The sequence below is a fragment of the Stenotrophomonas sp. genome, assembly GCF_032056425.1.
In the GTDB taxonomy this organism is placed as follows: Bacteria; Pseudomonadota; Gammaproteobacteria; order Xanthomonadales; family Xanthomonadaceae; genus Stenotrophomonas.
On the sequence record NZ_DAMBCN010000006.1, the window covers coordinates 89,054 to 115,381 of the forward strand.

General features: G+C 66.8%; 24 protein-coding genes. 18 read left to right on the forward strand and 6 right to left on the reverse strand.

Annotation, left to right across the window (positions count from 1 at the left end; all coding sequences use genetic code 11):
- Positions 1–9: 9 nt before the first annotated feature.
- From RTY46_RS06670 to RTY46_RS06685, 4 genes are all read left to right on the forward strand, one after another.
- Positions 10–681, forward strand: coding sequence for an ion channel (locus RTY46_RS06670; protein ID WP_312707346.1), 672 nt, complete (start codon positions 10–12; stop codon positions 679–681).
- 259 nt (positions 682–940) lie between these two features.
- A complete protein-coding gene (locus tag RTY46_RS06675) occupies positions 941–3,244 on the forward strand; it encodes a winged helix-turn-helix domain-containing protein (protein WP_312707347.1) in 2,304 nt (767 codons plus the stop codon).
- Positions 3,245–3,359: 115 nt separating this feature from the next.
- Positions 3,360–4,259 carry a helix-turn-helix transcriptional regulator gene (locus tag RTY46_RS06680; RefSeq protein WP_312707348.1) on the forward strand — a complete coding sequence of 300 codons (900 nt, stop codon included), beginning with the start codon at positions 3,360–3,362 and terminating at the stop codon, positions 4,257–4,259.
- A gap of 49 nt (positions 4,260–4,308) precedes the next feature.
- Positions 4,309–7,176 (forward strand): TonB-dependent receptor, encoded by a 2,868-nt coding sequence (locus RTY46_RS06685; protein ID WP_312707349.1) that lies wholly within the window; start codon positions 4,309–4,311, stop codon positions 7,174–7,176.
- 148 nt (positions 7,177–7,324) lie between these two features.
- Here the strand turns inward: RTY46_RS06685 and RTY46_RS06690 are convergent, their stop codons facing one another.
- On the reverse strand, positions 7,325–8,446 hold the full coding sequence (locus RTY46_RS06690) for an HDOD domain-containing protein (protein ID WP_312707350.1): 1,122 nt from the start codon (positions 8,444–8,446) through the stop codon (positions 7,325–7,327).
- Between the two features lie 151 nt (positions 8,447–8,597).
- A complete protein-coding gene (gene ppa / locus RTY46_RS06695; protein ID WP_005410935.1) occupies positions 8,598–9,134 on the reverse strand; it encodes an inorganic diphosphatase in 537 nt (178 codons plus the stop codon).
- A gap of 185 nt (positions 9,135–9,319) precedes the next feature.
- On the opposite strand from ppa, the gene RTY46_RS06700 reads away from it, so the two are divergent.
- From RTY46_RS06700 to RTY46_RS06720, 5 genes are all read left to right on the forward strand, one after another.
- Positions 9,320–9,817, forward strand: a complete 498-nt coding sequence (locus tag RTY46_RS06700; protein WP_312707351.1) for a hypothetical protein — start codon at positions 9,320–9,322, stop codon at positions 9,815–9,817.
- Positions 9,814–10,293, forward strand: a complete 480-nt coding sequence (locus RTY46_RS06705; protein WP_312707352.1) for a hypothetical protein — start codon at positions 9,814–9,816, stop codon at positions 10,291–10,293. Before RTY46_RS06700 ends, RTY46_RS06705 begins: the two co-directional genes overlap by 4 nt.
- An 80-nt stretch (positions 10,294–10,373) precedes the next feature.
- On the forward strand, positions 10,374–10,874 hold the full coding sequence (locus RTY46_RS06710; protein ID WP_312707353.1) for an RNA polymerase sigma factor: 501 nt from the start codon (positions 10,374–10,376) through the stop codon (positions 10,872–10,874).
- Positions 10,875–10,977: 103 nt separating this feature from the next.
- On the forward strand, positions 10,978–11,919 hold the full coding sequence (locus tag RTY46_RS06715; RefSeq protein WP_312707354.1) for a FecR domain-containing protein: 942 nt from the start codon (positions 10,978–10,980) through the stop codon (positions 11,917–11,919).
- 155 nt (positions 11,920–12,074) lie between these two features.
- The gene (locus RTY46_RS06720; RefSeq protein ID WP_312707355.1) at positions 12,075–14,993 is read left to right on the forward strand and encodes a TonB-dependent receptor; all 2,919 of its coding nucleotides are present in this window, start codon (positions 12,075–12,077) and stop codon (positions 14,991–14,993) included.
- Positions 14,994–15,137: 144 nt separating this feature from the next.
- Here RTY46_RS06720 and RTY46_RS06725 read toward each other — a convergent pair whose 3' ends face one another.
- Together RTY46_RS06725 and RTY46_RS06730 are read right to left on the reverse strand one after the other, a co-directional pair.
- Positions 15,138–15,530: a hypothetical protein gene (locus tag RTY46_RS06725; RefSeq protein WP_312707356.1), complete on the reverse strand. Its 393-nt coding sequence runs from the start codon at positions 15,528–15,530 to the stop codon at positions 15,138–15,140.
- Positions 15,531–15,692: 162 nt separating this feature from the next.
- Entirely contained in the window at positions 15,693–15,950 is a 258-nt protein-coding gene (locus RTY46_RS06730) for a DUF2789 domain-containing protein (protein ID WP_010483993.1), read from the reverse strand.
- Between the two features lie 106 nt (positions 15,951–16,056).
- On the opposite strand from RTY46_RS06730, the gene RTY46_RS06735 reads away from it, so the two are divergent.
- From RTY46_RS06735 to RTY46_RS06755, 5 genes are read left to right on the forward strand one after another with little or no spacing between them, the layout of a single operon-like run.
- Positions 16,057–16,644 (forward strand): biliverdin-producing heme oxygenase, encoded by a 588-nt coding sequence (locus tag RTY46_RS06735; protein ID WP_312707357.1) that lies wholly within the window; start codon positions 16,057–16,059, stop codon positions 16,642–16,644.
- A 31-nt stretch (positions 16,645–16,675) separates the two neighbouring features.
- On the forward strand, positions 16,676–17,143 hold the full coding sequence (locus RTY46_RS06740) for a YbaN family protein (RefSeq protein WP_312707359.1): 468 nt from the start codon (positions 16,676–16,678) through the stop codon (positions 17,141–17,143).
- A complete protein-coding gene (exbB, locus tag RTY46_RS06745) occupies positions 17,130–17,858 on the forward strand; it encodes a tonB-system energizer ExbB (protein WP_295572447.1) in 729 nt (242 codons plus the stop codon). The genes RTY46_RS06740 and exbB overlap by 14 nt, the downstream gene beginning before the upstream one ends.
- A gap of 9 nt (positions 17,859–17,867) precedes the next feature.
- Positions 17,868–18,293, forward strand: a complete 426-nt coding sequence (gene exbD, locus RTY46_RS06750; RefSeq protein WP_312707361.1) for a TonB system transport protein ExbD — start codon at positions 17,868–17,870, stop codon at positions 18,291–18,293.
- Complete coding sequence (locus RTY46_RS06755) at positions 18,290–19,009, forward strand: energy transducer TonB (protein ID WP_312707362.1); 720 nt, start codon at positions 18,290–18,292, stop codon at positions 19,007–19,009. Before exbD ends, RTY46_RS06755 begins: the two co-directional genes overlap by 4 nt.
- 27 nt (positions 19,010–19,036) lie before the next feature.
- On the opposite strand, the gene RTY46_RS06760 is transcribed toward RTY46_RS06755, so the two are convergent.
- A complete protein-coding gene (locus tag RTY46_RS06760) occupies positions 19,037–21,064 on the reverse strand; it encodes a sodium-translocating pyrophosphatase (protein ID WP_312707363.1) in 2,028 nt (675 codons plus the stop codon).
- A gap of 341 nt (positions 21,065–21,405) precedes the next feature.
- Here RTY46_RS06760 and RTY46_RS06765 point away from each other — a divergent pair, with 341 nt between their 5' ends.
- On the forward strand, positions 21,406–21,909 hold the full coding sequence (locus tag RTY46_RS06765) for a hypothetical protein (RefSeq protein WP_312707364.1): 504 nt from the start codon (positions 21,406–21,408) through the stop codon (positions 21,907–21,909).
- Between the two features lie 59 nt (positions 21,910–21,968).
- On the opposite strand, the gene RTY46_RS06770 is transcribed toward RTY46_RS06765, so the two are convergent.
- The gene (locus RTY46_RS06770) at positions 21,969–23,225 is read right to left on the reverse strand and encodes a 6-phosphofructokinase (RefSeq protein WP_312707365.1); all 1,257 of its coding nucleotides are present in this window, start codon (positions 23,223–23,225) and stop codon (positions 21,969–21,971) included.
- 136 nt (positions 23,226–23,361) lie between these two features.
- Here RTY46_RS06770 and RTY46_RS06775 point away from each other — a divergent pair, with 136 nt between their 5' ends.
- From RTY46_RS06775 to RTY46_RS06785, 3 genes are all read left to right on the forward strand, one after another.
- On the forward strand, positions 23,362–23,925 hold the full coding sequence (locus RTY46_RS06775) for an adenylate kinase (RefSeq protein WP_108750628.1): 564 nt from the start codon (positions 23,362–23,364) through the stop codon (positions 23,923–23,925).
- A gap of 329 nt (positions 23,926–24,254) precedes the next feature.
- Positions 24,255–25,619, forward strand: coding sequence for a UDP-N-acetylmuramate:L-alanyl-gamma-D-glutamyl-meso-diaminopimelate ligase (gene mpl / locus RTY46_RS06780; RefSeq protein WP_312707366.1), 1,365 nt, complete (start codon positions 24,255–24,257; stop codon positions 25,617–25,619).
- Entirely contained in the window at positions 25,616–26,194 is a 579-nt protein-coding gene (locus RTY46_RS06785) for an LON peptidase substrate-binding domain-containing protein (RefSeq protein ID WP_312707368.1), read from the forward strand. The genes mpl and RTY46_RS06785 overlap by 4 nt, the downstream gene beginning before the upstream one ends.
- Positions 26,195–26,328 lie beyond the last annotated feature (134 nt).

Consider the following 26,328-nt stretch of genomic DNA (forward strand, 5'->3'; position numbering starts at 1 on the left):
AAGGACGCCATGCCCGTTGCTCTGACCACCCGCTGGCTGGCCATCGCGCGCCGCCATCCGTCGGCCTGGTTGTTGGCCGCGCAGTTGCTGGCGGTGCTGTTGTATCCGGCACTGGATGAAACCGCCGGCGGACGCGCTGCATTGGGCGTGTTCGGCATGGCGGTGCTGGGGCTGGCGTTGTGGGTGGTGCAGCGCAGCCCGCTGGGCACGTGGCTGGCCCTGGTGCTGGCCATTCCTTCGGTCGTGTTCTCCATCGCCGCCGCGCTGCTGGATCATCCCGGGCTGGCCATCACGGCGCAGTTGCTGGAGAGCCTGTTGTACTTCTACACCGCCGGCGCGCTGACCGCCTACATGCTGCAGGACCATAAAGTCACGCGTGATGAACTGTTTGCCGTTGGTGCTACGTTCACATTGCTGGCGTGGGGATTCGCGTTTGCATTCGCGGTATGCCAGCAGTGGTATCCGGGCAGTTTCCAGGGCACCGGCGGTGGCTTGCAGCGCACGTGGATGGAGCTGCTTTATCTGAGCTTCAGCTTGCTGTCCGGGGTCGGCTTGAGCGACGTGGTTCCGCTGCATCCACAGGCACGCGCACTGGTCATGCTGGAGCAGTTTTCCGGCGTCATGTACGTCGCTTTGGTGGTTTCGCGGCTGGTCGGGCTGACCATGCTGCGGCGATCCTGAAAATGAACGCCAGATAAAAATTTCGCGCCCCGAAGGGCGCGAATGATGCTGCTTATTATGTGAATGCGTCGGCGAGAGAGAGCCTGATGTCCACCACGCGATAGGCGAGGTAACCTGCATAGGCTAGTATTCGCGCGCTTGGTTTTTTTTGCGGTATGCGCCGATGGTTTGTGCGGAATCTGGCTTTTGGATGTTGCAGGGAAGGAAGCACAACGCTGCCCCGTGGTATCTGCAACGTGTTTCAAGCTTCTAGCAACGAATGAACAGCTACGAAAGCCAGTCGCCAGAGTGTGACCGCGTTCGCGTAGGCGAATGCGTAGTGACTCTGTCTTCACGTGAAGTCGACGTGCCCGGTGCGCGTCGTCCGCGACGCCTCACGCCGAAGGCGCTGGGCGTGCTGCGCGTGCTGCTGCGGCAGCCTGGGCGCGTGGTCACGCGTGAAGAGCTGTTCGCAGAAGTCTGGCCCGACACGTTGCCCACCAACGATGTGCTGACACAGGCGGTGACCCAGTTGCGCAAGGCCTTCGCCATCGGCGAGGACAACGGCCAGGCGTATATCGAAACCATCGCCAAGACCGGCTATCGGCTGCTGGTGCCGGTGCAGGCGCTGCAGGACAGCGAAGGCCTGGCGCAGACAGCGCAGGCGCTGGACGACGCGGCCAGCGAGGACCTGCCGCAGGCCGATGCACACGATGTACGTCGGCGCAGCCTGCGCATGTGGCGTCGTCGTCTGCTGCTGGTGCTGGGTCTGGCCATGCTGGTCGCGCTGCTGGTGCTTACTTCATTGCTGCTGCGCCGACCGGTGCCGAGCTCACCGCTGGATGCGGTGGTGGAGGATGGCACGCGGGTGATCGGCAGTCCCGAGCGCCCCTATCGATTGATTACCGCCACCGCCGGTTTCGAGACCTATCCCACGCTGTCGCCCGATGGCTCGCAGGTCGCCTACGAGGGCGCCAACGACGACAGCGCAACGGGCGGGGCGATCCGGGTGCAGACCTCGGGCAATGCACCGGCCCGCCAGCTGCTGCAACCGCCTGCCGGCGCCAGCGACCGGTTCCCCAGCTGGTCGCCGGATGGACGCGAGATTGCATTCGCGCGTTTTGGCGCTGACGGCAGTTGCCAGGTGCTGATTGCCAGTGCCACCGGCGGCGCGCTGCGCCAGGCCACCCGCTGTGATGGCACCGAGCTGCTCAGTTTCGACTGGACCCCCGACGGCCGCGGGCTGGTGTTCGGCAGCATGGTGGGGCGCTATGCGCACCGGGGCATCCGCGTGCTCGACCTGCCCAGCGGGCAGTGGCGGGCGCTGCAGTACGAGGCCGGCGCAGATGATTTCGACTATGCACCGCGCTATTCGCCTGACGGGCGCTGGCTGGTGTTCGCGCGCAACCCGCAGCTGGGCGACCTGTGGCGCATGCCTGCCAGCGGCGGCACGCCGGAACAGCTGACCAACGAGGCGGCCGAACTGCGCGGTTGGGCCTGGCTGGGCGATGGCCGGCATATCGTGTTTGGCCGGCGCGTGGACAGTGAGGCGCGGCTGTACTACCTGGATGTGGAGCGCCGTACCTTGCGCGACGCGGGCCTGGACGACGCGCAGTGGCCGGCGGTTTCCCGGCGCGGCGACATGCTCGCCTTCGTCCACCGCCGCGCCCAGTTCGGCATGTTCCGCACGCCGGTGCAGGGCGGTGCCGCGCAGCGCCTGTTCGCCTCCAGCGGCCGCGATGGCCAGCCGATGGTGGCGCCGGACGGCCGGCAGCTGGTGTTCAGTTCCGACCGCTCGGGAAGCTTTGCGCTGTGGTGGGCCGACATGGAGCGTCCCGACTCGCTGCGTCCGATTGAGGGGCTGCGCCCGGAAGCGAGGCAGGCGCCGGACTGGTCGCCCGACAGCCGCCAGTTGCTGGTGGTGGGACGCGACGAGCACGGCCAGGCGGTGGTGTATGAGATCGCGCCGCGCGATGAGCGCCTGCAGGTGCTGCCGGTGCCGGTGCAGCAACCGCTGCAGGCGCTGTATGGCGCCACCGCCGAGCAGGTGCTTGTGCTGGAACGCGATGCGCAACAGCGGGTGCAGTTGACACTGTTTGATCGCAGCACCCAGCCGTGGCGACGCCTGGGCAGTCTGGAAGGGGTCTCGCAGGCCCGCCTGGACCGCAGCAGCGGGCGGGTGTTGTTCACGCGGCTGGCCGCCAGTGGTCTGTGGTCGGTCAATCCCCGCCTGGACGCGGCCAGCGTGCAGCAGGTCAGCGACGCGTGGCCCAGCCGCTGGCGTTACCGCACCTGGGCCGTGGCCGGCAACGGGCGTATCGATTACCTGGGCAGCACTGCCGAATGTTCCACCACCCTGACCCGTGTCCAGGGTGGCACCCGGGAACCGGAGCGCTGCCTGGACGCGCAGCGCCTGAGCGCGGGCAACGGGTTGAGCGCCAGTGCCGACGGAAGCGACCTTTATCTGGCTCTGGCCGTGTCCGACGGTGCCGACATTGGCGTCATGCGCCTGCCCGCAGCGCCGCCGCCGCTGTTTCCGGCCTTCTCCAGGTTGTTGATTTTCAACGACAAAGGTCCTTCGTAACTCTTTCGTGCCGACGTCGTGGCGATTTCGTGGCGATCTCGGCGGTTCTTCCTGACCGGCACGCACCTGATTTGGCAAAACGGTGGCCTGTACTTGGCAAATCCGTGGTGCTCCCATGCGTCAACTCTCGCTGGCCGATCGTGGCCAATCCGTCTCGCTGGACAAGGCCGTCGATGACGTGGCCCCGACCTGCCTGGGTGTTGCCCGGCTGGGCAGCCTGCAGACGGCAGGCAGCAGCTTCACCGTATGGATGCAGGTGCGCGGCACCTCGTGGGTGGAGGCGAAGGAAGGCCGCTTCCGCCTGCGCCAGGGCGAATGGATTGCGTTCGAGAAGGAATCACGCCCGCTGGTGCAGGCCGGTCGCAATGGCCTGTGTGTGGGCCTGAACCTGAACGTGGAAGCGCTGCGCGCGCTGGCCGAAATGGCCGACTGCGGGCTGTATGCCGGGCGTGGGCAGATGAACCGCGGCGATGCCCGCGTGGCCCTGCGCCTGTGGCGTGATGCGCTGGCCAGCGGGCAGCCGGCGCAGTCGCTGCGTCCGCTGCTGCTGCACCTGGCGGGCCTGCAGCGCGGTCTGGCCGACAACGTGCAGCGTTGCCCGGGCCGCTCGCGCAGCCGCAAGCGCCAGGTGTTCGGTCGCATGCAGCGCGCGCGCCTGTACCTGGAAGGCAACAGCCACCGCGTGGTGCGCATCGGCGAACTGGCCGAACTGACCAACTTCTCAAGCTGGTATCTGTCCAAAACGTTCCAGAGCCTGTATGAAGAAAGCCCGCAGTCTCTTTCGGCGCGCCTTCGCCTGGAGCGTGCCGCCGATCTGCTGCGCGACACCGACATGATGGTGGGTGAAGTCGCTGCCGCCAGTGGATTCGACAACTGCTGCAGCTTCGCGCGCGCCTTCCGCGCCCGCTATGGCACGTCTGCATCGCGCTTCCGTGAAGACGGTGCGAATCTCCCGCCAAAATCGGCAAAGTCTCTCGTTGGGTCGCGCAAATACAGCGCTGCAACGCAATCGTAACGTGCTGGGGTGTTTTAACACGCTGCTAACACGTACCTTGGAGAGATTGATGAACGTTCGTAATTCCGCAGTGCGGTTGGGTCTGCTGCCCGCCGGCATTGCGCTGGCGCTGTCGCCGGCCTTTGCTTCCGCGCAGGAAGCGGCCTCCGGCACCACCGACCTGGACCGCATTTCGGTCACCGGTTCGCGTATCCGCCAGGCCAGCATGGAGACCGCACAGCCGGTCATCGCGCTGCAGCGCGCCGATATCGAAAAGCAGGGCTTCACCAGCGTTGCCGACATCGTGCAGAACCTGGCCGCCACCGGCTCCCCGGCCATCAGCCGCAGCGATGCGCTGTCCTCGGGCGAAGAAGTCGGCGGTCAGTTCGTCGATCTGCGCAACCTCGGCCCGGAGCGCACCCTGGTGCTGCTGGACGGCAAGCGCATGGGCACCAGCACCGGTGGTTACACCGATCTGGCCTCGATCCCGACCTCGGTGGTCGAGCGCATTGAAGTGCTGACCGACGGCGCTTCGGCCATTTACGGTTCGGACGCCATCGCCGGTGTGATCAACATCATCACCCGCAAGAACTTCGACGGTCTGGAAGCTTCCTTCTACACCGGCCAGTACGGCCAGGGTGATGGCGAGCAGCAGACCTACAACTTCGTCTATGGCCAGACCGGCGACCGTGGCTCGATCACGCTGGGTGCCGAGTACAACGAACAGGACGAAGTGAAGGCCAAGGACCGTCGCTTCAGCCGCTACCCGAATGGCCAGTGGCACCAGACCCCGGACGCCAATGGCGCCAACGGCTGGTCGGCTGCGTCCAACCAGGGCGTGCTGATCGACCCGACGGATCCGGATCTGTGGTACGTGCGCAACCCGGGCGCCGCTGGCGACTCGCTGTCGGACTTCCACGACTTCGGCCTGGCGGATTACACCAACGCCAGCCAGGAAATGTGGCTGCAGAACAAGCTGAAGCGTCGTTCGGTCTTCGCCAACGGCAACTACGACTTCAACGACAACATCCGCGGCACCGCCAGCCTGCTGTACACCAAGCGTACGGCTACCTCGCAGATCGCCGGCTACCCGTACCAGTCGGAAGTCTATGAAACCCCGCTGTCGGGTCAGAGCATCTACAACCCGCTGGGCCAGGATGCGAACTTCATCCGTCGTGGCTCGGAAGTGCCGCGCCAGACCGAGTCGGAGCAGGAAACCTTCCGCTTCAGCGCCGGCCTGGAAGGCTCCTTCCAGTTCGCTGACCGCTACTTCGACTGGGATGTGGGCTACGTCTACAACCAGAACAAGGGCGTCAAGACCGGCACCGGCGACCTGTTCGTTCCGAACGTGCAGAACGCCGTCGGCCCGTCCTTCATCGATGCAGGCGGCGTTGCCCGTTGCGGCGTCGAGGGCAAGGTGATCGCCGGCTGCACCCCGTGGAACCCGCTGGCACCGTACGGTTCGACCGAAGCCGGCTCGCTGGCTGACCCGGCCCTGCAGGCCTACCTGTTCCTGCCGAGCCACGACACCTACACCAACACCACCAAGGTCTACAGCGCCAACCTGTCGGGCAGCATCGCAACCCTGCCGGCCGGCGACCTGGCCTTCGCGGCGGGTTACGAGCACCGCGAGGAAAGCGGTGAGTACAACCCCGACGCGCTGCTGCAGTCCGGCCTGAGCACCAGCCTGGCCGGTGCGCCGACCAAGGGTGAGTACGAGCTGGACGAGTTCTACCTCGAACTGAACGTGCCGATCCTGGCTGACGTTGCGTTCGCCAAGGAACTGTCGCTGGACGTTGCCGGTCGCTACTCGGACTACAACACCTTCGGTGACACCGTCAATTCGAAGTTCGGCCTGAAGTGGAAGCCGATCGACGACCTGCTGATCCGTGGTACCTACGCCACCGGCTTCCGTGCGCCGAACATCGCCAACATGTACGGCGGCGTGTCGCAGACCTACGACTCGTACACCGATCCGTGCGATACGGCGTTCGGCTCGGCTGCACGCAACCCGTCGGTGGCTGCTGCCTGCGGCGCCGCGGGCGTGCCGGCAGACTTCCGCCAGATCACCTCCGGTGGTGCGCAGTCGACTGGCACGAACACCCAGTCCTACAGCGCCTTCGAGTCCGGTTCCAACCCGGAACTGAAGCCGGAAACCTCCAAGACCTGGACCGCTGGCTTCGTCTACAGCCCGAACTTCGTGCAGGGCCTGGACATCAGCCTGGACTGGTGGAAGATCCGCATCGACGACGTCATCGCGGCTGAGTCGGTCACCTCGATCCTGAACAACTGCTACGTGCTGGGCATCCAGGGCGCCTGCGACCGCTTCGAGCGTGGCACCAGCGGCCGTGCCGTGAACCAGGTGGTCGGCGTGACCCGTACCCTGGTCAACGGCGGCTACCGCGAGACCGCCGGTTACGATCTGGGCGTCAAGTACCGTCTGCCGGAGTTCTCGTTCGGTAACTTCCTGATCGACTGGAAGACCACCTACGTTGACTACCTGGAATACAAGTCTGACAACGAGGCTGAAACCCCGGTCGAGCAGTTCACCGGTTGGGAAGGCAACTTCCGCGTGCGTTCGAACCTGAATGTCGATTGGAGCTTCGGCGACTTCGGCGTGAACTGGGGCGTGCGTTACTACTCCGGCATGAAGGAAGCCTGCTCCTACGATCTGGACGGCGGCCGCGAGTGCAACCTGCCGAACTTCAGCTCGGCGTACACCCTGGCCCAGCCGACCCGCAAGGTCGGTTCGAACACCTTCCACGATCTGCAGGTGCGCTACAACGCACCGTGGGATGCCACCATCTCGATCGGCGCGAACAACGTGTTCAACCACGAAGGCCCGGTCATGTACACCCAGCCGAACTCGAGCTTCTCGTACTACGGTGGCTTCGACATCGGTCGTTACTACTACCTGAAGTACACCCAGCGCTTCTGATCCATCGAAGCCTGGAACGCGCAACACAAGGAGGGCGGACCGCAAGGTCCGCCCTCTTTTTTGCGCCGGACCTGTACACAGCGACCGGCGATGAAAAAAGGGCAGGCCCTGCGGCCTGCCCTTGGTCTGTTGCCTGCGTCGCGCTGCCTCAGGCTTCGGTGGGTACCAGCCCCATCAGGCTGTTGGCATGCTCGCGCCACTGCGGCAGCTTGTTCAGCACGCCCGCACGCTGAAGGTAGTCCTCATCCACCGGGTCACCATTGACCAGCGCAAGCGCCACATGCACCGCGCCGGTTACCCAGAAGCTGCGGGTGGTGGACCGCTGCGGCTGCAGGTGGAAGGCCACGGCCTCGATGATCGGCATCGGCAGGCCCCACAGACCCAGCAGGTAGGCGCCGGCCTCGGCATGGCCGGGCAGGGGGTCGCCGCCCAGCGAGGGCTCGGTGCGTTCATTGCGCACGCCCGGCAGCAGCAGGCCGATATCGGCCAGCAGTGCGGCGGTGGCGCCCAGTTCGGCACTGGATTCGGGCAGCAGCCGTGCCGCCAGGCGCGAAGCCATCAGCGCACGCTGCTGCAGCGAATTGCGCTCGGCCGCGGACAGCGTTGGTGCCGAAAACACTTCGCTGGCCAGCACCAGGTCACGCAGGGTGGCCAGGCCCAGCCGCGTCACCGCCGTACGCAGGTCGGCAATGGTGCGGCCCTGGCTGAAGAAGGCAGAGTTGGAAAGCTGCAGTACCTTGGCGGCAATGGCCGGGTCGGCGGCGACCAGCTTGGCGACATCGGCGCTGTCGGTTTCGTCATCGTGTTCCAGCGCTTGGGTCAGGCTCAGGTACAGGTGCGGCGGCGAGGGCAGCTTCTCGATGCGGCCGATGGCATCACGCAGCCGCGGGCTGTCCAGCACCTCGCGCAGTTCTTCCAGGCTGGTCAGTGCTTCCAGCAGTACTTCCGGTGCCAGCGGCAGTGGCAGGAAGCGGTGCGCCACCCCGATCAGGCGCGCCGGCGGCGGCCGGTTGCCATGCTGGGCATCGACCAGCGCGATGCGGATGGTTTCCGGGCGCAACGTGCGGATCTGCCCCAGCAGCGTGGTGGCATTCAGATCGGGCAACTGTGGGCAGACGATTACCGCATCCACGCCCTGTGTCGCCACCACGCTCATCGCGCTGTGGCCATCGGTGGCGGTCAACGGCTGCCAGTCTTCCCCAAGATCGGCAATGAACTCGGACAGCTCAGCCGGCAGGCTGGCTGCATCCCCTACAAGCAGAATACGCACGACACATTCCCCTGGCTGTCTCGACGATGGACGTCGAAGACGTGTGAAGTGACGCAATTTACCTAATACGGCGCCAATAGTGATGGACCGCCGTCATGAAACGTGACCAGGATCGCTCCGGCGCACTGCGTCGGAGCGATCCTGTTCAGAATCAGGCTTTGCTGTCCAGATGACGCTGGTGCGCCTCGATCAGGATCTGCTTGGCCTCGGCCGCGCCACCCCAACCGTCAAGCTTGACCCACTTGCCCTTCTCCAGATCCTTGTAGTGCTCGAAGAAGTGGCCAATGCGCTCCAGCCAGTGGCTGGACACCTGGGCAATGTCTTCCACGTGGGCGTAGCCACTGAAGATCTTCGAGACCGGCACGGCCAGGATCTTTTCGTCGCTGCCAGCCTCATCGCTCATCTTCAGCACGCCCACCGGACGGCAGCGCACGACCGAACCCGGCACCAGCGGCAGCGGCAGCACCACCAGAACGTCGGCCGGGTCGCCATCGCCACACAGGGTGCTGGGCACGTAACCGTAGTTGCACGGGTAGCGCATCGGGGTGGACAGGATGCGGTCGACGAAGATCGCGCCGGTCTCCTTGTCCACTTCGTACTTCACCGGTTCCGAGTCCTTCGGGATCTCGATGATGACGTTGATTTCTTCCGGCGGGTTCTTGCCGGGCGAGACGAGTTCCAGACCCATGGTGTGCTCCAGGTGGGGGGTATAGACGGTTAGCCCCCTATTTTATGCCTTTGCCGGGCGCTGTGCAGGGTAGGGCAGGGCCGACCTTCGTCGTGGCTCGCGGCCGAGTGCTCGCGGCGGGGTTTCCTGATGGGACCGGAGCACCGGGCGGCGCAGGCTGGGGCCTCATTTGCAAGGAGCGCGCCATGATCTGGAGATATTGCAGTGGCCTTGTCGTCCTGCTGTCGATCGCCCCGCCGGCGGTGGCTGGCAGCCATGTCGATCTGATTGATTTCCCCACCAACGAGGCCAACTGGGACCGCTTCTACGACCTCGAATCGGCCCTGATGCGGGGCTTCGACCGCATCTGCGCAGACACCCTCTGCGCTGGGGATTACAGCAACTACCGGGTCATGCAGGTGCGGTGCGCGGTGCGGCTGCTGACCGGGCGGGTTACCCGCTGCGCCTGGGTGGTGGCCGCCAGCGAGCTGCGTGTGCAACCCGTTACGGGGGACGTCCAGGTCGACAATGGGCGCTGGGTCTGTCCCGTCGATCTGCTGCCGGGGGTGCCGGTGGAGCAGTTCCACACGGTCCTGTCGGGGCCCGATGGCGTGGAAGCCCCGTTCCCCGCTCTGGGGCGGGGCTTGTTCGATGACCTGCTTGGCTGTCTGCAGGCCCCCGGCAACGCCGGGAGGCCGGGATGATGCGCCCCCTGTTGCGGGTGATCGGGCTGCTGCTGTGCCTGGTGGCGCAGGCCGTGCATGCCCAAGACCGATACGTCGACGCCCGCCTCTACCCGGACCAGACCGCGGGCTGGGAGCGTTTCCGCAGCGTCGAACGGGCGCTCGTTGCCGGCTTCGATGATGTCTGTGGCGACACCTTCTGCGAAGGCGAGTACTACAACCTGCGGGCCATGCGCCTGCGTTGCTCGGTGGAGCGGGCCAGCGGCCAGCTGGCCGGCTGCGTGTGGACCTTCGCCGGCAGCAACAGCTCGGTGCTGAGCGACGGGCGCATCGACGTGGACGTGCGCAGCTATGCCTGCGCGTTGCCGCTGGCTGCCGGCACGTCGCTGGAGCACCTGCTGCAGTCGCTGGAAGCCGTGCCGCCCCGCGATTCCATCGATGTTCCACTGCCGGGAACCTCGATCAGCATCTACGAGGGGCTGACCGGGTGCCTGTGAGCCGCGCAGTCATACGCAAACGTGACTGATTCGCATTTACGGAGTAGCATGCGCGCCGCCCTTGTCCGTCCCCACCGCGCATGCCCTCCAATGCCGCCACCCTGACCGAACTGCTGATCCGCGAACGGCCGGCGCTGCTGCGCCGTGTTCAGCGCATCCTCGGTAGTGACAGCAGCGCCGAGGACGTGATCCAGGCGGTGTGGTTCAAGGCCCGCGGGGTCGACAGCCAGCAGCAGATCGACAACCCGCGCGCTTACCTGTACCGGCTGGCGATCAATCTGGCCACCGACCATGGCCGTGAGGCCACCCGCCGCAACCGGCTGCTGGCCGATCACTACCTGTGGCAGGACGAGGACCAGGTGTCCACCGAATCGCAGGTAATGGCCCAGGACGAACTGCAGCGCGTGCTCGATGCCGCTGGCCACCTGCCTGAGCCCACGCGTACCATCTTCCGGCTCAACCGCCTGCAGGGCCTCACCCAGGCCGGGATCGCGCGGCGTCTGGGCGTATCGGTCACCACGGTGGAAAACCACATGCGCGCGGCCCTGCAGCGCCTGGCCCGGGCCCGCGAAGGGCGATGATGCTCGTGCTTGGGGCCGGCGTGCCCGCAGACGTCCTCAAGAGGGGCACGCCGATCCCTCCCCGCGCCCTGCCACGCGATTGAACGCGCCCACCTGCCAGCCCATGAGCCCGCACCTGCCGACCTCACCCGCCCCCGATGCTGCCTTGGCCGAGCAGGCCCGTGACTGGATCGCCTGGCTGGCGGCCGGCGAGCTCAGCGATGCGCGCATGCAGGCGTTTGAAGATTGGCTGGCGCAGCCTGGGCACCGCCGCGCGTTCGAGTACGAACGGCAGGTGTGGCGCAGCCTGGGCCCGCGGCCGGCATCGGCGCCCGCGAGCGCACTTCGCCGCCGCCCGCGCCACCTGCGCTGGGCAATGGCCGCGGCGGCCGTGGTGGCGCTGCTGGTGGTGTGGCCCGATGCCTGGCTGCGCCTGCAGGCCGACTACCGCAGCCAGCAGTTCGTGCAGGACGTGCGCCTGCCCGATGGCAGTCGTGCAGTACTGGACGCCGACAGCGCCATTGCCGTGCACTTCGACGCCCATGCGCGGCAGGTCGAACTGCTGCGCGGTCGCGCCTGGTTCGAAGTGACGGCCGATGCACAGCGCCGTTTCAGCGTGTCGGCCGGCAACGGCGTGGTCGAAGACATCTCCACGGCCTTCACCGTGGAACGGCAAGGGCACGGCGCGCAGGCCGGAGTCGGGCAGGGGCAGGTGCGCGTGGCCAGCCCCGTGGACGGCGGCTGGACCTATCTGCGTGCCGGCCAGCGTGCGTCCTACGGCTCACACAGGGGCGTGCAGCGCCTGCCGGATGTCGCCACCGACGGTATCGGCAGTTGGCGCCGCGGCGAACTGCTGCTGGAACAGGCATCGGTGGCCGAGGCGATACAGCGCCTGGGCCGCTACCGCAGCGGACCGACCTGGGTGCGTGGCGATCTGTCGTCACTGCCGCCGGTGAGCGCTGCCCTGCGCATCGACCGCCCCGAGCAGGCGCTGGATACGCTGGCCGCGACCGCGGGCCTGCGGGTCACCCGCTGGCCGTTGGGCGTGGCCATCGTCCATCAGTAGATCCACGCCATGCGTGGATGAATTCACCTGGGGGTTCCACCCGCCCCATTCGTCTTACCCCGTGAACGTACCCGCCGCCGCCACGTACGTCGTTGTGTCCGCGCTCCGTGCGGATGACGCCGCGTCTGCGGTAACGCTCACCTGACAGGTTTCCCATGTACGACTTCCCCCGCCGTGGCCGTGCGCCGCGCCCGTCCCGCCTGTGCATCGCGCTGCTGGCCGCCGGTCTGGCCGCCACCGCACCTGCCGTCTTCGCCCAGTCCGCGCCGCGCAGCGCCGCTGCCGTGCAGCACTTCGACATTCCGGCGCAACCGCTGGATGAGGCACTGCGCAGCTACATGCGCCAGTCCGGCGTGCAGGTTGCCTATGCCGCTGCGCTTACCTCCGGGCTGAGTTCGCAGGCGCTCGATGGCAACCTGTCCGCCAGCCAGGCCCTGTCGCAGCTGCTGCAGGGCACGGGCTTGCTGGCACGCCCCGCGGGGCCCGATGCGGTAACGCTGGAGACCGGTGCTCCCGTGCAGGCTGGTGATGACGTGATCGTGACCGACACGCTCAGCGTCGCGGGCGACCGGGTGCAGGGCGGTGCCGTCAGTGACGAAGCACGCCTGCTCGACAGCTACCGCACGGTGGGCTCGACCAGCACGCTCAACCGCACCACGCTGGAACGCTTCCGCGGCACGTCCAGCGGCGACATCGTCAAGGGCGTAGCCGGTGTCACCGCAGGCGATCCGCGCGTGGGCAACGGTTTCGACGTCAACATCCGTGGCATCCAGGGCCAGAGCCGGGTCCCGGTCATCATCGACGGCGGCCAGTCCAGCATGGATACCTATCGTGGTTACGCTGGCCAGTCGCAGCGTACCTACCTCGACCCCGACCTGATCTCGCGCCTGACCATCACCAAGGGCCCCAGCCTGCAGGCCAACGCCTCCGGCGGCATTGGGGGCGTGGTGGAGATGGAGACGCTGAACGTCGATGACGTGCTGCGCGAAGGTCGCGATGTGGGTGTGCGCGTGCGCGGCGGCCTGGCCAGCGGCAGCGCCAACAACCTGCCCGGCTACGATGCCGCGGCGCGCACCGATCGCAGCGCCACCGGCAGCCAGTTCTTCAACGTGGCTGCCGCCGGCCACTGGGATCGCTTCGATCTGGTGGCCGCCTACGCCTACCGCGACAATGGCAACTACTTTTCCGGCAAGCGCGGCTACGACGATTTTCCCCAGACCCGGCGCACGCTGGCGCCGTTGAACCCGCCGGACACCGAGGTGTTCAACACGTCCTCGCGTTCGAAGTCGGCGCTGCTGAAGGGCACCTGGCGCATCGATGACGCGCAGACCCTAGAACTGGGCTATCGCCGCTACGAAGGCACGGCCGGCGAGATCATGGCCTCGCAGATCATCCGCGTGGATCGTGACCGCGTGCCGCAGTGGGACCCCGGTCACGTGGACATGGACAGCTACAGCGCACGCTATCGCTTCAACCCGGACAGCGAACGGGTCGACCTGCGCGTGAATGCCTGGTACACCGACGCCGACAGCGTGATGTACAACAGCCTGACCGGCATCACCCCGTGGTACTTCGACCGCCCGACCCAGTGGTACGACGCGCCCAGCTTCAGCGGCAACCGCGGCTACAAGGACGCGTACCGCAACCCGCTGCGGCAGAAGCGCTTCGGCCTGGATGCCAGCAACACGTCGATCTTCGACACCGGCGCCGGCCGTTTCACCCTCGATTACGGCCTGTCCTACAGCGATGAAGACATCGCGCCGGGCAGCTCCGGGCCGATCATGCACGATGACCTGGTCAACAATCGTTTCCTGCGCAACGCCTGGCGCAAGGAATACAGCGCCGTGGCTGGGCTGAAGTGGGAGCCCAACGAACACTGGGAACTGATGGCCGGCGGCCGCTGGAACCGCGTGGACGTGCACGACCGCAACCGCCTGGCCACGGTGGACGAGTATGAAGTGCAGGGCCAGTACCGCTACACCGAACTGCTGAACGGCAACCCGGCGCTGCCATCCTGGCGCGCGCAGCGTATCGCCCTGCTGAACTGGTACCCCGACGCCAACGGCAACTTCACCCAGGCCTCGCTGCTGGCCTCGCCGTACAAGAAGGGCACCGTGGCCGACCTCGGCGGCTGGAACTTCTACGACGCCGATGCCCCGGAAGACTATGAAGTGCCGGTCAGCTGGACCTGGTCGCAGCCGATCCGCCGTCGCGACAGCGCGTTCTCGCCCACCGCCAGCGTGGCGTTCCGCTTCAGCGAAGACAGCATGGTCTACCTGAAGTACGCCGAAGGCACCAAGCTGCCCAGCTTGTTCGAAACCACGCTGGGGCTGTTCACCGCCGCACGGCCGGTGGATGAACTGAAACCGGAAACCGCACACAGTTGGGAGCTGGGCGCCAGCACCATCCACCACGACCTGTTCACCGCTGGCGATCGCCTGGCGCTGAAGCTGGCGTACTTCGATACCCGCATCGACGACCTGATCACCCGCGACTACCGCACGCTGTCGGCCGGGCTGATCCGCAACATCGATCGCTTCAAGGTATCGGGCCTGGAGTTCCAGTCCAGCTATGACAGCGGCAAGCTGTTTGCCGATCTGTCCGCGCATTACTACTTCAAGGCCAAGACCTGCGCGCCGGACATCGCGGCCGAACGCCGCGCCTATGGCGTACAGCGGAAGAACGCCGAACTGGCGGCCACCCCCGATTGCGTGGACGGGGGTTTCGAAGGGTCCTACACCAATACCCAGAACCCGCCGCGCTACATGGTCAACCTGACCCTGGGCTCGCGCCTGTTCGACGAGCGCCTGACCTTCGGCACGCGCGTGGTGCACAACGCCGGGCCGATCAGCAAGCTGGACAAGGAATGGAACGTGGGCCTGTCGGCCATCCAGCAGCTGTACCGCCCGACCACGCTGGTGGATGTGTTCGCCAGCTGGACCTTCAACGATCAGCTGTCGGTGGAGGCGATCGTGGACAACCTGACCGACCGCTACTACCTGGACCCGCTTGCACTGGGCGTGATGCCGGCCCCGGGCCGTACCGCACGCTTGGCGGTGACCTGGCGATACTGATCGGCCGACCGATACCGGGGTCGGATCCCTTTCCCGCGGAAAGGGCTCTGACCCCAGCGAGCCCCAACCGCCCTCGGTGGGTGCGGACCTTGGTCCGCACCGCCTTTGACGTGCGGAAGACTCCGCTTGCCCGGAACAACCGCTCTATATATTGGTTCTCAATCCGTTGGCTGGAAGGTCCAGTGAGAGCTCGACATCCGTCCAGTCTTCTTCAACCGGGAGGCGATGAAAAAGGCTGAGAAATAGTTCGCTCAAGTAGCCAGCCCTGTTCCCGACTTCACCAAGCGGAAGTTCGTGTGGAATCAGGTTTCGCCAGTGATCTTCAGCGCTGTTCGTCCCTGCAAGGAAGCCCAGAGTGCTGCGGACCTGGGCACGGGCAGCGGGACCGAATGTCTCCAGGACTTTGCCCATCTCACCGAACAGCCAGGCTCTGTCCTGCGCATCGTTTATCTCGAACGCCGCCAGTTCATCGTCCGGCATGGACAACAGCGGGTAGTAGAGGTAATGGATGTAGTTGATGTTCGCTACGGTCGCCATGGCGGATCAGCCTTGCTATTCCGCTCATCGTGATGGAAATGACGCGCTTCATCGAGGGCTGATTGCGACTGGGGTTTAGAATTTTCTCGGCAAGGGAGTTCATCCACGCGTGGCGTGGATCTACCGGACAACGGGTAGCGCCGGGCAGGGCCCGGCGAACGCTTACAGCCCGGTCGCGGCCTTCACTGCATCTTCGTGCAGCGACTCGTTCAGCTCATCCACAACGGTGCTCCACGCCGCATCGGCCTGCAGCGATTCGGACAGGAACTGGCGCTGGGCATCGTTCCAGTACGGTGCCTCGACCACTTCCACATCGGTGGCCAGCTGGTGCTCGCGGATGAAGCGGGCGATGCCCTCAGCACTGGCATCCAGGCCCAGCTGCAGGAACAGGTTGGTCATGCGCGGTTCGGTGGTGATCATCATCGGTTCCTGGTGGAAGTAGGGAGTGCCCCATTATCGGCACACACGGGCTTGGGGAAAGCCCCGCGGCGAACGTCTACAGCAGGACGACCCTCCCGACCTTCCCATGAACGCACATATCGCCCCTGAAGACAGCCGCAGCCTGCGGCTCAAGGCCGCCACCCGGGACAGCCACGGCGCGCTGGACAAGCGCATCATGGCCGGCGACATCTTCGCCGACCGCAGCAACTTCGCCCGCTTCCTGCGCGTGCAGTACCGTTTCCACCGCAGCATCGATGCGCTGTACGCCAACCCTGCACTTGACGCGCTGCTGCCGGACCTGCGCGAGCGCCGTCGCCTCAAGCAGGTGTCACGCGACCTTCAGGACCTGGAGCAGACCCTGCCCGGTGCGGACATTGACGCGCTGCCGGCCGACCTGGCACTGCCGGCAGCGCTGGGCTGGCTGTACGTGGCCGAGGGCTCCAACCTCGGCGGCACCCTCCTGTACAAGATGGCGGCCAGGCTGGGCCTGGATCGCGACTTCGGCGCCCGCCACCTGGCTGCGCACCCGGATGGCGCTGCCCGCCATTGGCGTGAGTTCACCGCCGCGCTGGACGCGGTGCCGCTGAGCGCCGAGCAGGAACAGCAGGTAATCGACGCCGCCGGCGCCGCGTTCCGCAGCGTGCATGGCCACGTTGAAGTGGAATTCGCCTGATGAACGCCCGCCACCCGCCGGTGCAGCGCTGATGCGCTGGCTCTGGTTCGCGCTGGGCTGGGTGATGGTCGGCCTCGGCGTGATCGGCGCGTTGCTGCCGGTAATGCCGACCACCATTTTCCTGATCCTTGCGGTGGGCTGCTTCGCGCGCAGCTCGCCGAAGTTCGAGCAGCGCCTGCTGGCGCACCCACGCTACGGCCCGTCGCTGCGGCTGTGGCGTGAGCAGGGCGCGGTGTCGCGCAAGGGCAAGGCGTTCGCCAGCGCCGGCATGGCGGTGGGCTTTGCCCTGTTCTGCTGGGGCGCGCACCCTTCGTGGCGCCTGCTGCTGGGCGTGGGCCTGTTCTTTGCGGTCAGCGCCGGCTATGTGCTCAGTCGACCAGCACCACGCATTGAACCCACACCGATGGTTGAAGCGGACGATGCCAACGATCCGCGCGCGGCCCGCCGCCGTGGCGCAGCCCCCGCTAGCGATGGAACCCGTGACGATGCTGCCTGCTGACCTGGCCCCCGTGGCCGCCCCTGCACTGACCCCGTGGGGCATGTACCTGGCTGCCGACGTGGTGGTGAAGACGGTGATGATCGCGCTGGCACTGGCGTCGCTCGCGACCTGGACCGTGCTGTTGGCCAAGGGCTGGGAGCTGGCCCGGCAGGCGCGGCAGCTGCGCGCGGCGCGCGCGCTGTTGCTGCAGTCCGCACAGTTGCCGGCACAGAGCGAAGCGGCAAGCCTGCAGCAGGGCACCGCACTGGCGATGCTGGACGCCGCACGCACCGAACTGCGCCTGTCGCAGGAGCTGGACAGCCGCGACGGCATCAAGGAACGCGTGGCGTCGCGGTTGGATCGCATCGAGCTGGAAACGGCACGCGTGCAGCGGCGTGGTATCGGCGTGCTCGCCAGCATCGGTGCGGTGGCGCCGTTCGTGGGCCTGTTCGGAACGGTCTGGGGCATCATGAACAGCTTCATCGGCATTGCGCACAGCAACACCACCAACCTCGCCGTGGTGGCGCCGGGCATTGCCGAGGCACTGCTGGCGACCGCACTCGGACTGGTCGCGGCGATTCCCGCAGTACTCGTCTACAACCACTTCAGCCGTGTGCTGGCCGGTCTGCGTGGCCTGCTTGGCGATCTGTCGGCGGCCGTGCAGCAGCTGGTCTCGCGCGATCTTGATCGTTCCGTTCCGTGTACCGCAGCAACGCCGCTGCGCGCGGTGCACTGAGGCGCGGCGATGGCGATCAGGACCGCCTCCGACCGCGACGACACGCCGGAAGAAGCCCACGAGATCAACGTCACACCCTTCATCGACGTAATGCTGGTGCTGTTGATCATCTTCATGGTGGCGGCACCGCTGGCCACTGTGTCGGTACCGGTGCAGCTGCCGGCGAGCAGTGCCAGTGCCACGCCGCCGGAACAGGCGCCGGTGTACATCACCGTGCAGGCCGATCTGTCGCTGCGCGTTGGCGAGCAGGCGGTGGCACGCGAAGGGCTGGCGGCTGCCCTGCACTCAGCCACGCAGGGCGACAGTGCACAGCGCGTCTTCCTGCGCGCCGACACCCGCGTGCCTTACGGCGAATTGATGGCGACGCTGGATGCGCTGCGTGGCGCAGGCTACCTGAAGGTGGCGCTGGTTGGCCTGGAGCAGGACGCGCGATGAGCGGACTGCGGCGCTGGGCGACCAGCCTGGCGATCGTGCTGCTGGTGCATGCGCTGTTGATTGGCGCGGCCTGCTGGTGGGCGGCCCGCGCACCGGTGAAAGCTGCAACGGCACCGCCTGCGGCGTTGATGCTGGAGCTGGCACCGATGGCGCAGGCACCGCCGGTACCGCCGCGCGAAGTCGCCATCGGGCCGCTACAGCAGCAACAGCAGCGGCAGGTGCCGAAGCCGGCCCTGCGCGAGCAGCCGAAGGCGCCGGTGCAGCCGCAAGGTGACCTGCCACCGCCGCGTGCACCGGAGCCGACGCCTTCGCCGGATACCGCAGAGGCGAACGTCGCGCAGACCAGCGCACCACCGCAGGTGGCGGCCGACGAGGCTGCCCGCTATACCGCGCCGCAGACCACGGCCGGCGAACGCAGTCGCGCCGAGACAATCTGGGAAGGGCGCCTGCTCGGCCATCTGCAGAAGCATCGGCGCTATCCGCGCCAGGCCGAGCGGCTGCGCCAGCAGGGCGTGGTCTACGTGCGCTTTGCCGTGTCCCGCGATGGTGCGGTATCCGGATTGAAGCTGGGCCGCAGCAGCGGTTTCGAACTGCTCGACCAGGAGGCGCTGGATACTGTGCAGCGCGCCAGCCCGGTGCCGGCGCCGCCGGCCGAAGTGGCCGGCGACCCGGTGGAAGTGATGGTGCCGGTGTCGTTTTTCCTGCGCGGGCGCTGACCTCGCAGGGTTGCGCATGGCGCGGATCTACAGCAGCGGCACCAGCAGCAGTGCGACGATGTTGATGATCTTGATCAGCGGATTGATCGCCGGGCCTGCGGTGTCCTTGTACGGGTCACCGACGGTATCGCCGGTCACTGCGGCCTTGTGCGCGTCGCTGCCCTTGCCGCCGAAGTGGCCATCTTCGATGTACTTCTTGGCGTTGTCCCAGGCACCGCCGCCGGTGGTCATGGAAATGGCCACGAACAGGCCGGTCACGATCGTGCCGATCAGCAGCCCGCCCAGCGCGCGTGGCCCCAGCAGCAGGCCGACCACCACCGGTACGGCCACCGGCAGCAGCGAGGGCACGATCATTTCGCGGATGGCCGAACGGGTCAGCATGTCCACGGCCTTGTCGTACTGCGGTTTGCCGGTGCCCTGCATGATGCCGGGGATGTCGCGGAACTGTCGGCGCACTTCTTCCACCACGGCACCCGCTGCGCGGCCGACCGCTTCCATCGCCATCGCGCCGAACAGGTAGGGAATCAGCCCGCCGATCAGCAGGCCGATGATCACCGTGTGGTCGCTGAGATCGAAGCGGAACTCCTGGCCGGGATTGGCCGCCTGCAGGTTGTGGGTGTAATCGGCGAACAGCACCAGCGCGGCCAGCGCCGCCGAGCCGATCGCATAGCCCTTGGTCACCGCCTTGGTGGTATTGCCTACCGCGTCCAGCGGATCGGTGATGTCGCGGATCTCCGAAGGCAGTTCGGCCATCTCGGCAATGCCACCGGCGTTGTCGGTGATCGGCCCGTAGGCATCCAGTGCCACGATCATGCCGGCCATCGACAGCATCGCGGTGGCGGCAATGGCGATGCCATACAGGCCGGCCAGCGCGTAGGCGCCCCAGATGGCCGCACACACGGCTACCACGGGCAGGGCGGTGGATTTCATCGAAATGCCCAGGCCGGCGATGATGTTGGTGCCGTGGCCGGTGGTCGAGGCCTGCGCCACGTGCTGCACCGGTTTGTACTGGGTGCCGGTGTAGTACTCGGTGATCCACACGATCAGACCGGTCAGCAGCAGGCCGATCAGCGCGCAGCCGTACAGGGCGATCGGCCCGTGCACGTTGTCGTTCATCAGCCCGGTGGTGATCGGATAGAACGCGATGGCCGCCAGCACGCCGGACACGATCACGCCCTTGTACAGCGCGCCCATGATCGAGCCGCCGGGCTTCACCTTCACGAACAGCGCGCCGATGATCGAGGCGATGATCGACACCCCGCCCAGCACCAGCGGGTACAGCACCGCGTTGGCACCGGCTTCGCTCAGCATCAGGCTGCCCAGCAGCATGGTGGCGATCACCGTTACCGCATAGGTCTCAAACAGGTCGGCGGCCATGCCGGCGCAGTCACCCACGTTGTCGCCCACGTTGTCAGCGATCACCGCCGGGTTGCGCGGGTCATCCTCGGGAATGCCGGCTTCCACCTTGCCGACCAGATCGGCGCCGACGTCGGCGCCCTTGGTGAAGATGCCGCCGCCCAGTCGCGCGAAGATCGAGATCAGCGACGAGCCGAAGGCCAGGCCCACCAGAGCGTGCAGGGCCTGGTCCATCGGCAGCCCCAGCCGCAGCAGCAGCGCGTAGTAACCGGCCACGCCCAGCAGGTCCAGGCCGACCACCAGCATGCCGGTGATCGCGCCGCCGCGGAACGCCACGTCCATCGCCGCGCTGATGCCATGGCGCGCCGCTTCGGCCGTGCGCACGTTGGCCCGCACCGAGACATTCATGCCGATGTAGCCGGCCGCACCGGACAGCACCGCACCGACGGCAAAGCCAATGGCCGTGTACCAGCTCAGGAACACGCCAACCAGCACGAACAGCACCACGCCGGCCACGCCGATGGTCAGGTACTGGCGGTTCAGATACGCACGCGCGCCTTCCTGGATCGCCGTTGCAATGGCGACCATGCGTTCGTTGCCGGTGGGTTGGCGCAGGATCCAGCGCGCCGAGACGATGCCAAACAGGATGGCGAGGACAGCGCAGCCCAGCGCCAGTGACAGCCCATGACGTTCCAGCATTAGACCCCTCCGCAGATTGGATGGTGAGCATCCAGTGGCGATGAACTTCACCACGAAGGGGACGACGGGCTGCAGCCTGGAACCAACCCGTGCCGACCATGACGGTCGTCCAACGTATGGCGGTGTTCAGCATTCCCTGGTGCCCGCAGTATGCGTCCCTCTGCGCCCGGATGGTAGCGCCGGGCCGCGCCGCATGACCCGTGGGCGCCCTTTAGATGAACGCATCGCCATGCGCGCGGAACCTGCCGCCGGTCCATGGGCATGCTTTGAGAGCACAGACCCTTTGCACCCCGTTAAGCCACGCTCTGCAAGCCTGCGCACAGTCCCGTAGGAGAACTCCCATGCGCCTTCCCCTGTTGATTATCGCCGTGCTGGCCCCTGCATTGCCGGCGCTGGCGGCCGAAACCCCGGAACTGCAGCGCGCCGTGGGTGCACCGCAGGCCGTGGGCGCCACACACACGCTGCGGCAGATTCCCGAAGCCTGCGCGCGGCTGGAAGGCGCTTTCACCGGGCAGGCGGCCGAGCCGTATCGCTTCGCCGCCGTGCGCACCAGCGAGCAGTGTCAGCCACGCGCGCGCTTCGTCGATTACGCCAAGGCCCAGCCCAGCGCCGCCAAGGGCTGGAAGCTCAATGATGTGATCCGCGTGCCCAATGCCGCCTGCCCGGCGCAGCAGGCGGTGGTGCGGGTGTGGCGCCTGCCGGTGAACAATACCCAGGCGCTGGATGGCCAGGGCCAGTCGCGCATCTATCTGGAAGAAGCGAAGAAGCAGGCGGCCGCCGGCAAGATTCCGCAGGTGACGATGTTCGCCGCGCAGCTGCAGATGGAAGGCAAGGCCTGCCCGTAGACCGCGGGGTCAGAGCCCGTTGCAGGCAACGGGATCCAACCCCGGTCCGGAATTGGCGTCTAGCCTTCGAACGCGGGCAGCTTCTTCTTCACCGCCACGTTCTTCAGCGTTACGTACTTGGGCAGGCCATCGCTGCCATAGGGCAGCGGCGCTTCGCCCTTGATCAGCGGCGACAGGTAGGCGCGCGCCTTGGCCGTGATGCCGAAGCCATCGCGGCGGATGAAGCCGGCCGGCATCTTCTTTTCATGGTTGGCGATCTTCGACAGCGGCGCCGCTTCGATCTTCCAGCGGTAGGGCGCATCGCTGCTGCGCACGATCACCGGCATCACCCCGTTCTGGCCCTTCAGCGCCAGCTGCACGGCCGCCTTGCCCACCGCCTGCGCCTGCTCCCAGTCGGTCCTGCTGGCCAGGTGGCGGGCCGAGCGCTGCAGGTAGTCGGGCAGCGCCCAGTGCACCTTCAGGCCCAACTGGTCCTTCACCCGGCCTGCCAGGTGCGCGGCCACGCCGCCCAGCTGCGAATGCCCGAACGAATCCTTGCTGCCACCGGCGTCGGCCACGAAGCGGCCGTCGGCCGTGGCGATGCCTTCGGAGGCCACCACCACGCAGTAGCCCACCCGTTCCACCACCGCCTTCACCTTGGCCAGGAAGGCGGCCTCGTCGTAGGCGCGCTCGGGCAGCAGGATGATGTGCGGCGCTTCGTCGTCGCCATTGCCGGCCAGGCCGGCGGCGGCCGCCAGCCAGCCGGCGTGGCGGCCCATCGCCTCGTAGATGAACACCCGGGTGGAGGTCTCGGCCATGGCCGCCACGTCCAATGCCGCTTCGCGCACGGAAACGGCGGTGTACTTGGCGGCCGAACCGAAGCCCGGGCAGGTGTCGGTCACGGCCAGGTCGTTGTCGATCGTCTTGGGCACGCCGATGCAGGTCAGGTCGTAGCCCGACGCCTTGGCCAGCTGCGAAACCTTCAGCGCGGTGTCGGCCGAATCGTTGCCGCCGTTGTACAGGAACCAGCGCACATCGTGGGCACGCAGCACGTCCAGCAAGCGGTCGTAACGGGCACGGTCGGCCTCGAGCGACTTCAGCTTGAAGCGGCATGAGCCGAACGCGCCGCCCGGGGTATGGGCCAGCGCACGGATGGCCGCGGCACTCTCTTTGCTGGTGTCGATCAGCTCTTCGCGCAGGGCACCGAGGATGCCGTTGCGGGCGGCCAGGACCTTGATGCCCTTGGCCCGGGCCTGTTCGATGACGGCCGCCGCCGAGGCATTGATGACTGCGGTGACGCCGCCGGACTGGGCGTAGAGGAGGGTGCCATTGCGCATGCTTCTACCTGCGGGTACGAGGGGACATTGCAGGGACATTACCCGGATGCGGTAAAGTGGCGCTATTGCGGTGCAGCGATACCGGCCCGTCCGGTACGCGAACCTTCTTTGTTTTCAACACGTTGGAGTCAGGTCAATGCGATTGGTTCTGTTGGGACCGCCCGGTTCGGGCAAGGGGACGCAGGCGACGCGCCTGAAGGAAAAGCTGGGCATCGCCCACATTTCGACCGGTGACATGCTGCGCGCGGAAATCGCCGCGGGCTCGGAACTGGGCAAGCAGGCCAAGGCGGTGATGGATGCCGGCAACCTGGTGTCCGATGACATCCTGCTGGGCATGCTCGAGTCGCGCCTGACCCAGGCCGATGTCGCCAAGGGCTTCATCCTGGACGGATACCCGCGCAATGTGGCCCAGGCCAACGCGATGGACGGCCTGCTGGCCAAGATCGGCAAGCCGCTGGATGCGGTGGTGCAGCTGGACGTGGCCACCGAGCTGCTGGTCGAGCGCATTGCCGGTCGTGCCCAGGAGCAGGGCCGCGCCGACGACAACCCCGAATCGGTGCGCCAGCGCCTGCAGGTCTACAACGACCAGACCGCCCCGGTGGTCGACTTCTACGCCGGCCGTGGCACCCTGGCCCGCGTCGATGGCGTGGGCGAGCTGGACGAGATCGAAGCCCGCATCCTGGCGGCGATCCAGCACTGAGTGCGGTGGGCCGGCCATGCCGCCGGTTCCTTCGGGTACAAAAACACAGGCCTGATCCTTGCGGATCAGGCCTGTGTCGTTTCATAGGCGCCAGCAAAAGGCTTGCTCAAGGCCCCGCAGCATGAGCTCCCTTGGGGATGGCCTCTTGGGGAGTAGGACCGGTTCGGGTACTGCGGCTGGCGTTCTGAATTGTGTACGGGTTCACATAACACCGCTATCAGGAATTCCCCGACAGACGATTGGACTTTTCTCATAGTGGATGTAGGACTTGTCTGACCCTGATGCTGACAATGGCCCGATACAGCCGTGATCGGTCACAATCCCCGCTCATGAGCAACGTACATATCCTTGCAATCGCCGGCACCTTCATGGGCGGCGTGGCCGCGCTGGCGCGGGAACTGGGCCATGCGGTCAGTGGCAGCGACCAGGCCATCTACCCGCCCATGTCCACCCAGCTGGAACAGCTGGGCATCAGCCTGGACCAGGGCTACCGGGCCGACAGCGTGCCCGCGGGCACCGACCAGGTCGTGGTGGGCAACGCCCTGTCGCGCGGCAACCCGGCCGTGGAAGCGGTGCTGGACAACGGCCAGCGCTACATCTCCGGCGCGCAGTGGCTGGCCGAACAGGTGCTGCCGGGGCGTGACACCCTTGCCGTGGCCGGCACCCACGGCAAGACCACCACCACCACCATCCTCACCTGGTTGCTGGAAAGCGCCGGTCGCGCGCCCGGCTTCCTGATCGGCGGGGTGGCCGAGGACTTCGGCGTGTCCGCGCGGCTGGGTCAGGGCCGCGAATTCGTGGTCGAGGCCGACGAGTACGACACCGCCTTCTTCGACAAGCGCAGCAAGTTCGTACACTACCGGCCGCTGGTGGCCATCCTCAACAACCTTGAATACGACCACGCCGACATCTTCCCCGACGTGGCCGCGATCCAGCGCCAGTTCCACCACCTGGTGCGCACCGTGCCCGCGCGTGGCCGGCTGATCGTCAATGGCGAAGACCCGTACCTGGCCGAAGTGCTGGCCATGGGTTGCTGGACCCCGGTCGAGCGTTTCGGCTTCGATCCGTCGCTGGAGTGGCATGCCGAGCTGCTGACCGCCGATGGCAGTGCCTTCCGCGTGCACCATCGCGGGCAGGCGCTGGGCGATGTGCAGTGGTCGCTGCTGGGCCGCCACAACGTGCTCAACGGCCTGGCCGCGCTGGCCGCCGCGCATGCTGTGGGCGTGGCCCCGGCCGAGGTCATTCCGGCCCTGGCGCGCTTCAGCAGCGTCAAGCGCCGCATGGAAGTGATCGGCAGCCACGACGGCATCACCATCTACGACGACTTCGCCCACCACCCGACCGCGATCGCCACCACCCTGGAAGGCCTGCGCGCCAAGGTCGGCGATGCACGCATCGTGGTGGCGATGGAGCCGCGCAGCAATTCGATGCGGCTGGGCGCCCATGCGCAGGCGCTGGCGCCGTCGCTGGCGCTGGCCGACGAGGTCGTGTTCCTGCACCGCCCGGAGCTGGCCTGGGATGCCGCCGCGGTCATTGCCGCGGTACGCGGCACGGCGCACGCGGTGCCCGATACCGATGCCCTGCTGGCGCGGTTGCAGGCCGACGTGCGCAGCGGCGACCACGTGGTGTTCATGTCCAACGGTGGCTTCGACGCCGCGCCGCGCCGGCTGCTGGCCGCGTTGCAGGGCCGATGAGCACCGATACGACCCTGCCGCTGTTCCCGCTGCACACCGCGCTGGTGCCCGGCGCGGTGCTCGGCCTGCGCGTGTTTGAACGGCGCTACCTGGATCTGGTGCGCGACTGCGGGCGCAGCGGCGAAGGCTTCGGCGTGTGCCTGATCCTGCAGGGCCAGGAAGTAGGGGAGCCGGCCACCCCGGCCGCCTACGGCGTGCAGGTGCGCATCGAGGATTTCGACGTCGGCGCCGACGGCGTGCTGCAGCTGCGCCTGCGTGGCACCCGCCGCTTCCACGTAGAACGCACGCGGGTGCGTGACAACGGTCTGGTGGTGGCCGACGTGCGCTGGTGCGACGAAGATCCTGACGACGAACTGCGGCCGCAGCATGCACTGCTGGCCACCGTGCTGGGGCACATCATCGAACAGGCCGGCGAAGCCTATGCGCCGGCCAACCCGGCCCTGCTGGACCAGGCCAGCTGGGTGGGCTGGCGCCTGGCCGAACTGCTGCCCTTGGCCGAACAGCAGCGCCTGCAGCTTCTGCAGCTGGACGACCCACACGAACGCCTGCAGCAGCTGTTGGGCTGGATGCCGTAAACACCGGTCTTGGGTAGGCGCGCACCTTGGTGCGCACGCTTTGCATGCCATCCACGCATGGCGTGGATCTACGCCGCCCTGCGTTTGGTAGGTGCGCACCTTGGTGCGCACGCTCGGGGTGCCATCCACGCATG

Coding starts and splice junctions, on each gene's coding strand:
- RTY46_RS06770 (WP_312707365.1), bottom strand. CDS start 23,225: ATGCGCAATGGCACCCTCCTCTACGCCCAGTCCGGCGGCGTCACCGCA.
- RTY46_RS06755 (WP_312707362.1), top strand. CDS start 18,290: ATGAGCGGACTGCGGCGCTGGGCGACCAGCCTGGCGATCGTGCTGCTG.
- RTY46_RS06705 (WP_312707352.1), top strand. CDS start 9,814: ATGATGCGCCCCCTGTTGCGGGTGATCGGGCTGCTGCTGTGCCTGGTG.
- RTY46_RS06765 (WP_312707364.1), top strand. CDS start 21,406: ATGCGCCTTCCCCTGTTGATTATCGCCGTGCTGGCCCCTGCATTGCCG.
- exbB (WP_295572447.1), top strand. CDS start 17,130: ATGCTGCCTGCTGACCTGGCCCCCGTGGCCGCCCCTGCACTGACCCCG.
- RTY46_RS06740 (WP_312707359.1), top strand. CDS start 16,676: ATGCGCTGGCTCTGGTTCGCGCTGGGCTGGGTGATGGTCGGCCTCGGC.
- RTY46_RS06675 (WP_312707347.1), top strand. CDS start 941: ATGAACAGCTACGAAAGCCAGTCGCCAGAGTGTGACCGCGTTCGCGTA.
- RTY46_RS06680 (WP_312707348.1), top strand. CDS start 3,360: ATGCGTCAACTCTCGCTGGCCGATCGTGGCCAATCCGTCTCGCTGGAC.
- RTY46_RS06725 (WP_312707356.1), bottom strand. CDS start 15,530: ATGGCGACCGTAGCGAACATCAACTACATCCATTACCTCTACTACCCG.
- RTY46_RS06710 (WP_312707353.1), top strand. CDS start 10,374: ATGCCCTCCAATGCCGCCACCCTGACCGAACTGCTGATCCGCGAACGG.
- RTY46_RS06785 (WP_312707368.1), top strand. CDS start 25,616: ATGAGCACCGATACGACCCTGCCGCTGTTCCCGCTGCACACCGCGCTG.
- RTY46_RS06670 (WP_312707346.1), top strand. CDS start 10: ATGCCCGTTGCTCTGACCACCCGCTGGCTGGCCATCGCGCGCCGCCAT.
- RTY46_RS06700 (WP_312707351.1), top strand. CDS start 9,320: ATGATCTGGAGATATTGCAGTGGCCTTGTCGTCCTGCTGTCGATCGCC.
- mpl (WP_312707366.1), top strand. CDS start 24,255: ATGAGCAACGTACATATCCTTGCAATCGCCGGCACCTTCATGGGCGGC.
- RTY46_RS06715 (WP_312707354.1), top strand. CDS start 10,978: ATGAGCCCGCACCTGCCGACCTCACCCGCCCCCGATGCTGCCTTGGCC.
- ppa (WP_005410935.1), bottom strand. CDS start 9,134: ATGGGTCTGGAACTCGTCTCGCCCGGCAAGAACCCGCCGGAAGAAATC.
- RTY46_RS06760 (WP_312707363.1), bottom strand. CDS start 21,064: ATGCTGGAACGTCATGGGCTGTCACTGGCGCTGGGCTGCGCTGTCCTC.
- RTY46_RS06775 (WP_108750628.1), top strand. CDS start 23,362: ATGCGATTGGTTCTGTTGGGACCGCCCGGTTCGGGCAAGGGGACGCAG.
- RTY46_RS06685 (WP_312707349.1), top strand. CDS start 4,309: ATGAACGTTCGTAATTCCGCAGTGCGGTTGGGTCTGCTGCCCGCCGGC.
- RTY46_RS06720 (WP_312707355.1), top strand. CDS start 12,075: ATGTACGACTTCCCCCGCCGTGGCCGTGCGCCGCGCCCGTCCCGCCTG.
- exbD (WP_312707361.1), top strand. CDS start 17,868: ATGGCGATCAGGACCGCCTCCGACCGCGACGACACGCCGGAAGAAGCC.
- RTY46_RS06730 (WP_010483993.1), bottom strand. CDS start 15,950: ATGATCACCACCGAACCGCGCATGACCAACCTGTTCCTGCAGCTGGGC.
- RTY46_RS06735 (WP_312707357.1), top strand. CDS start 16,057: ATGAACGCACATATCGCCCCTGAAGACAGCCGCAGCCTGCGGCTCAAG.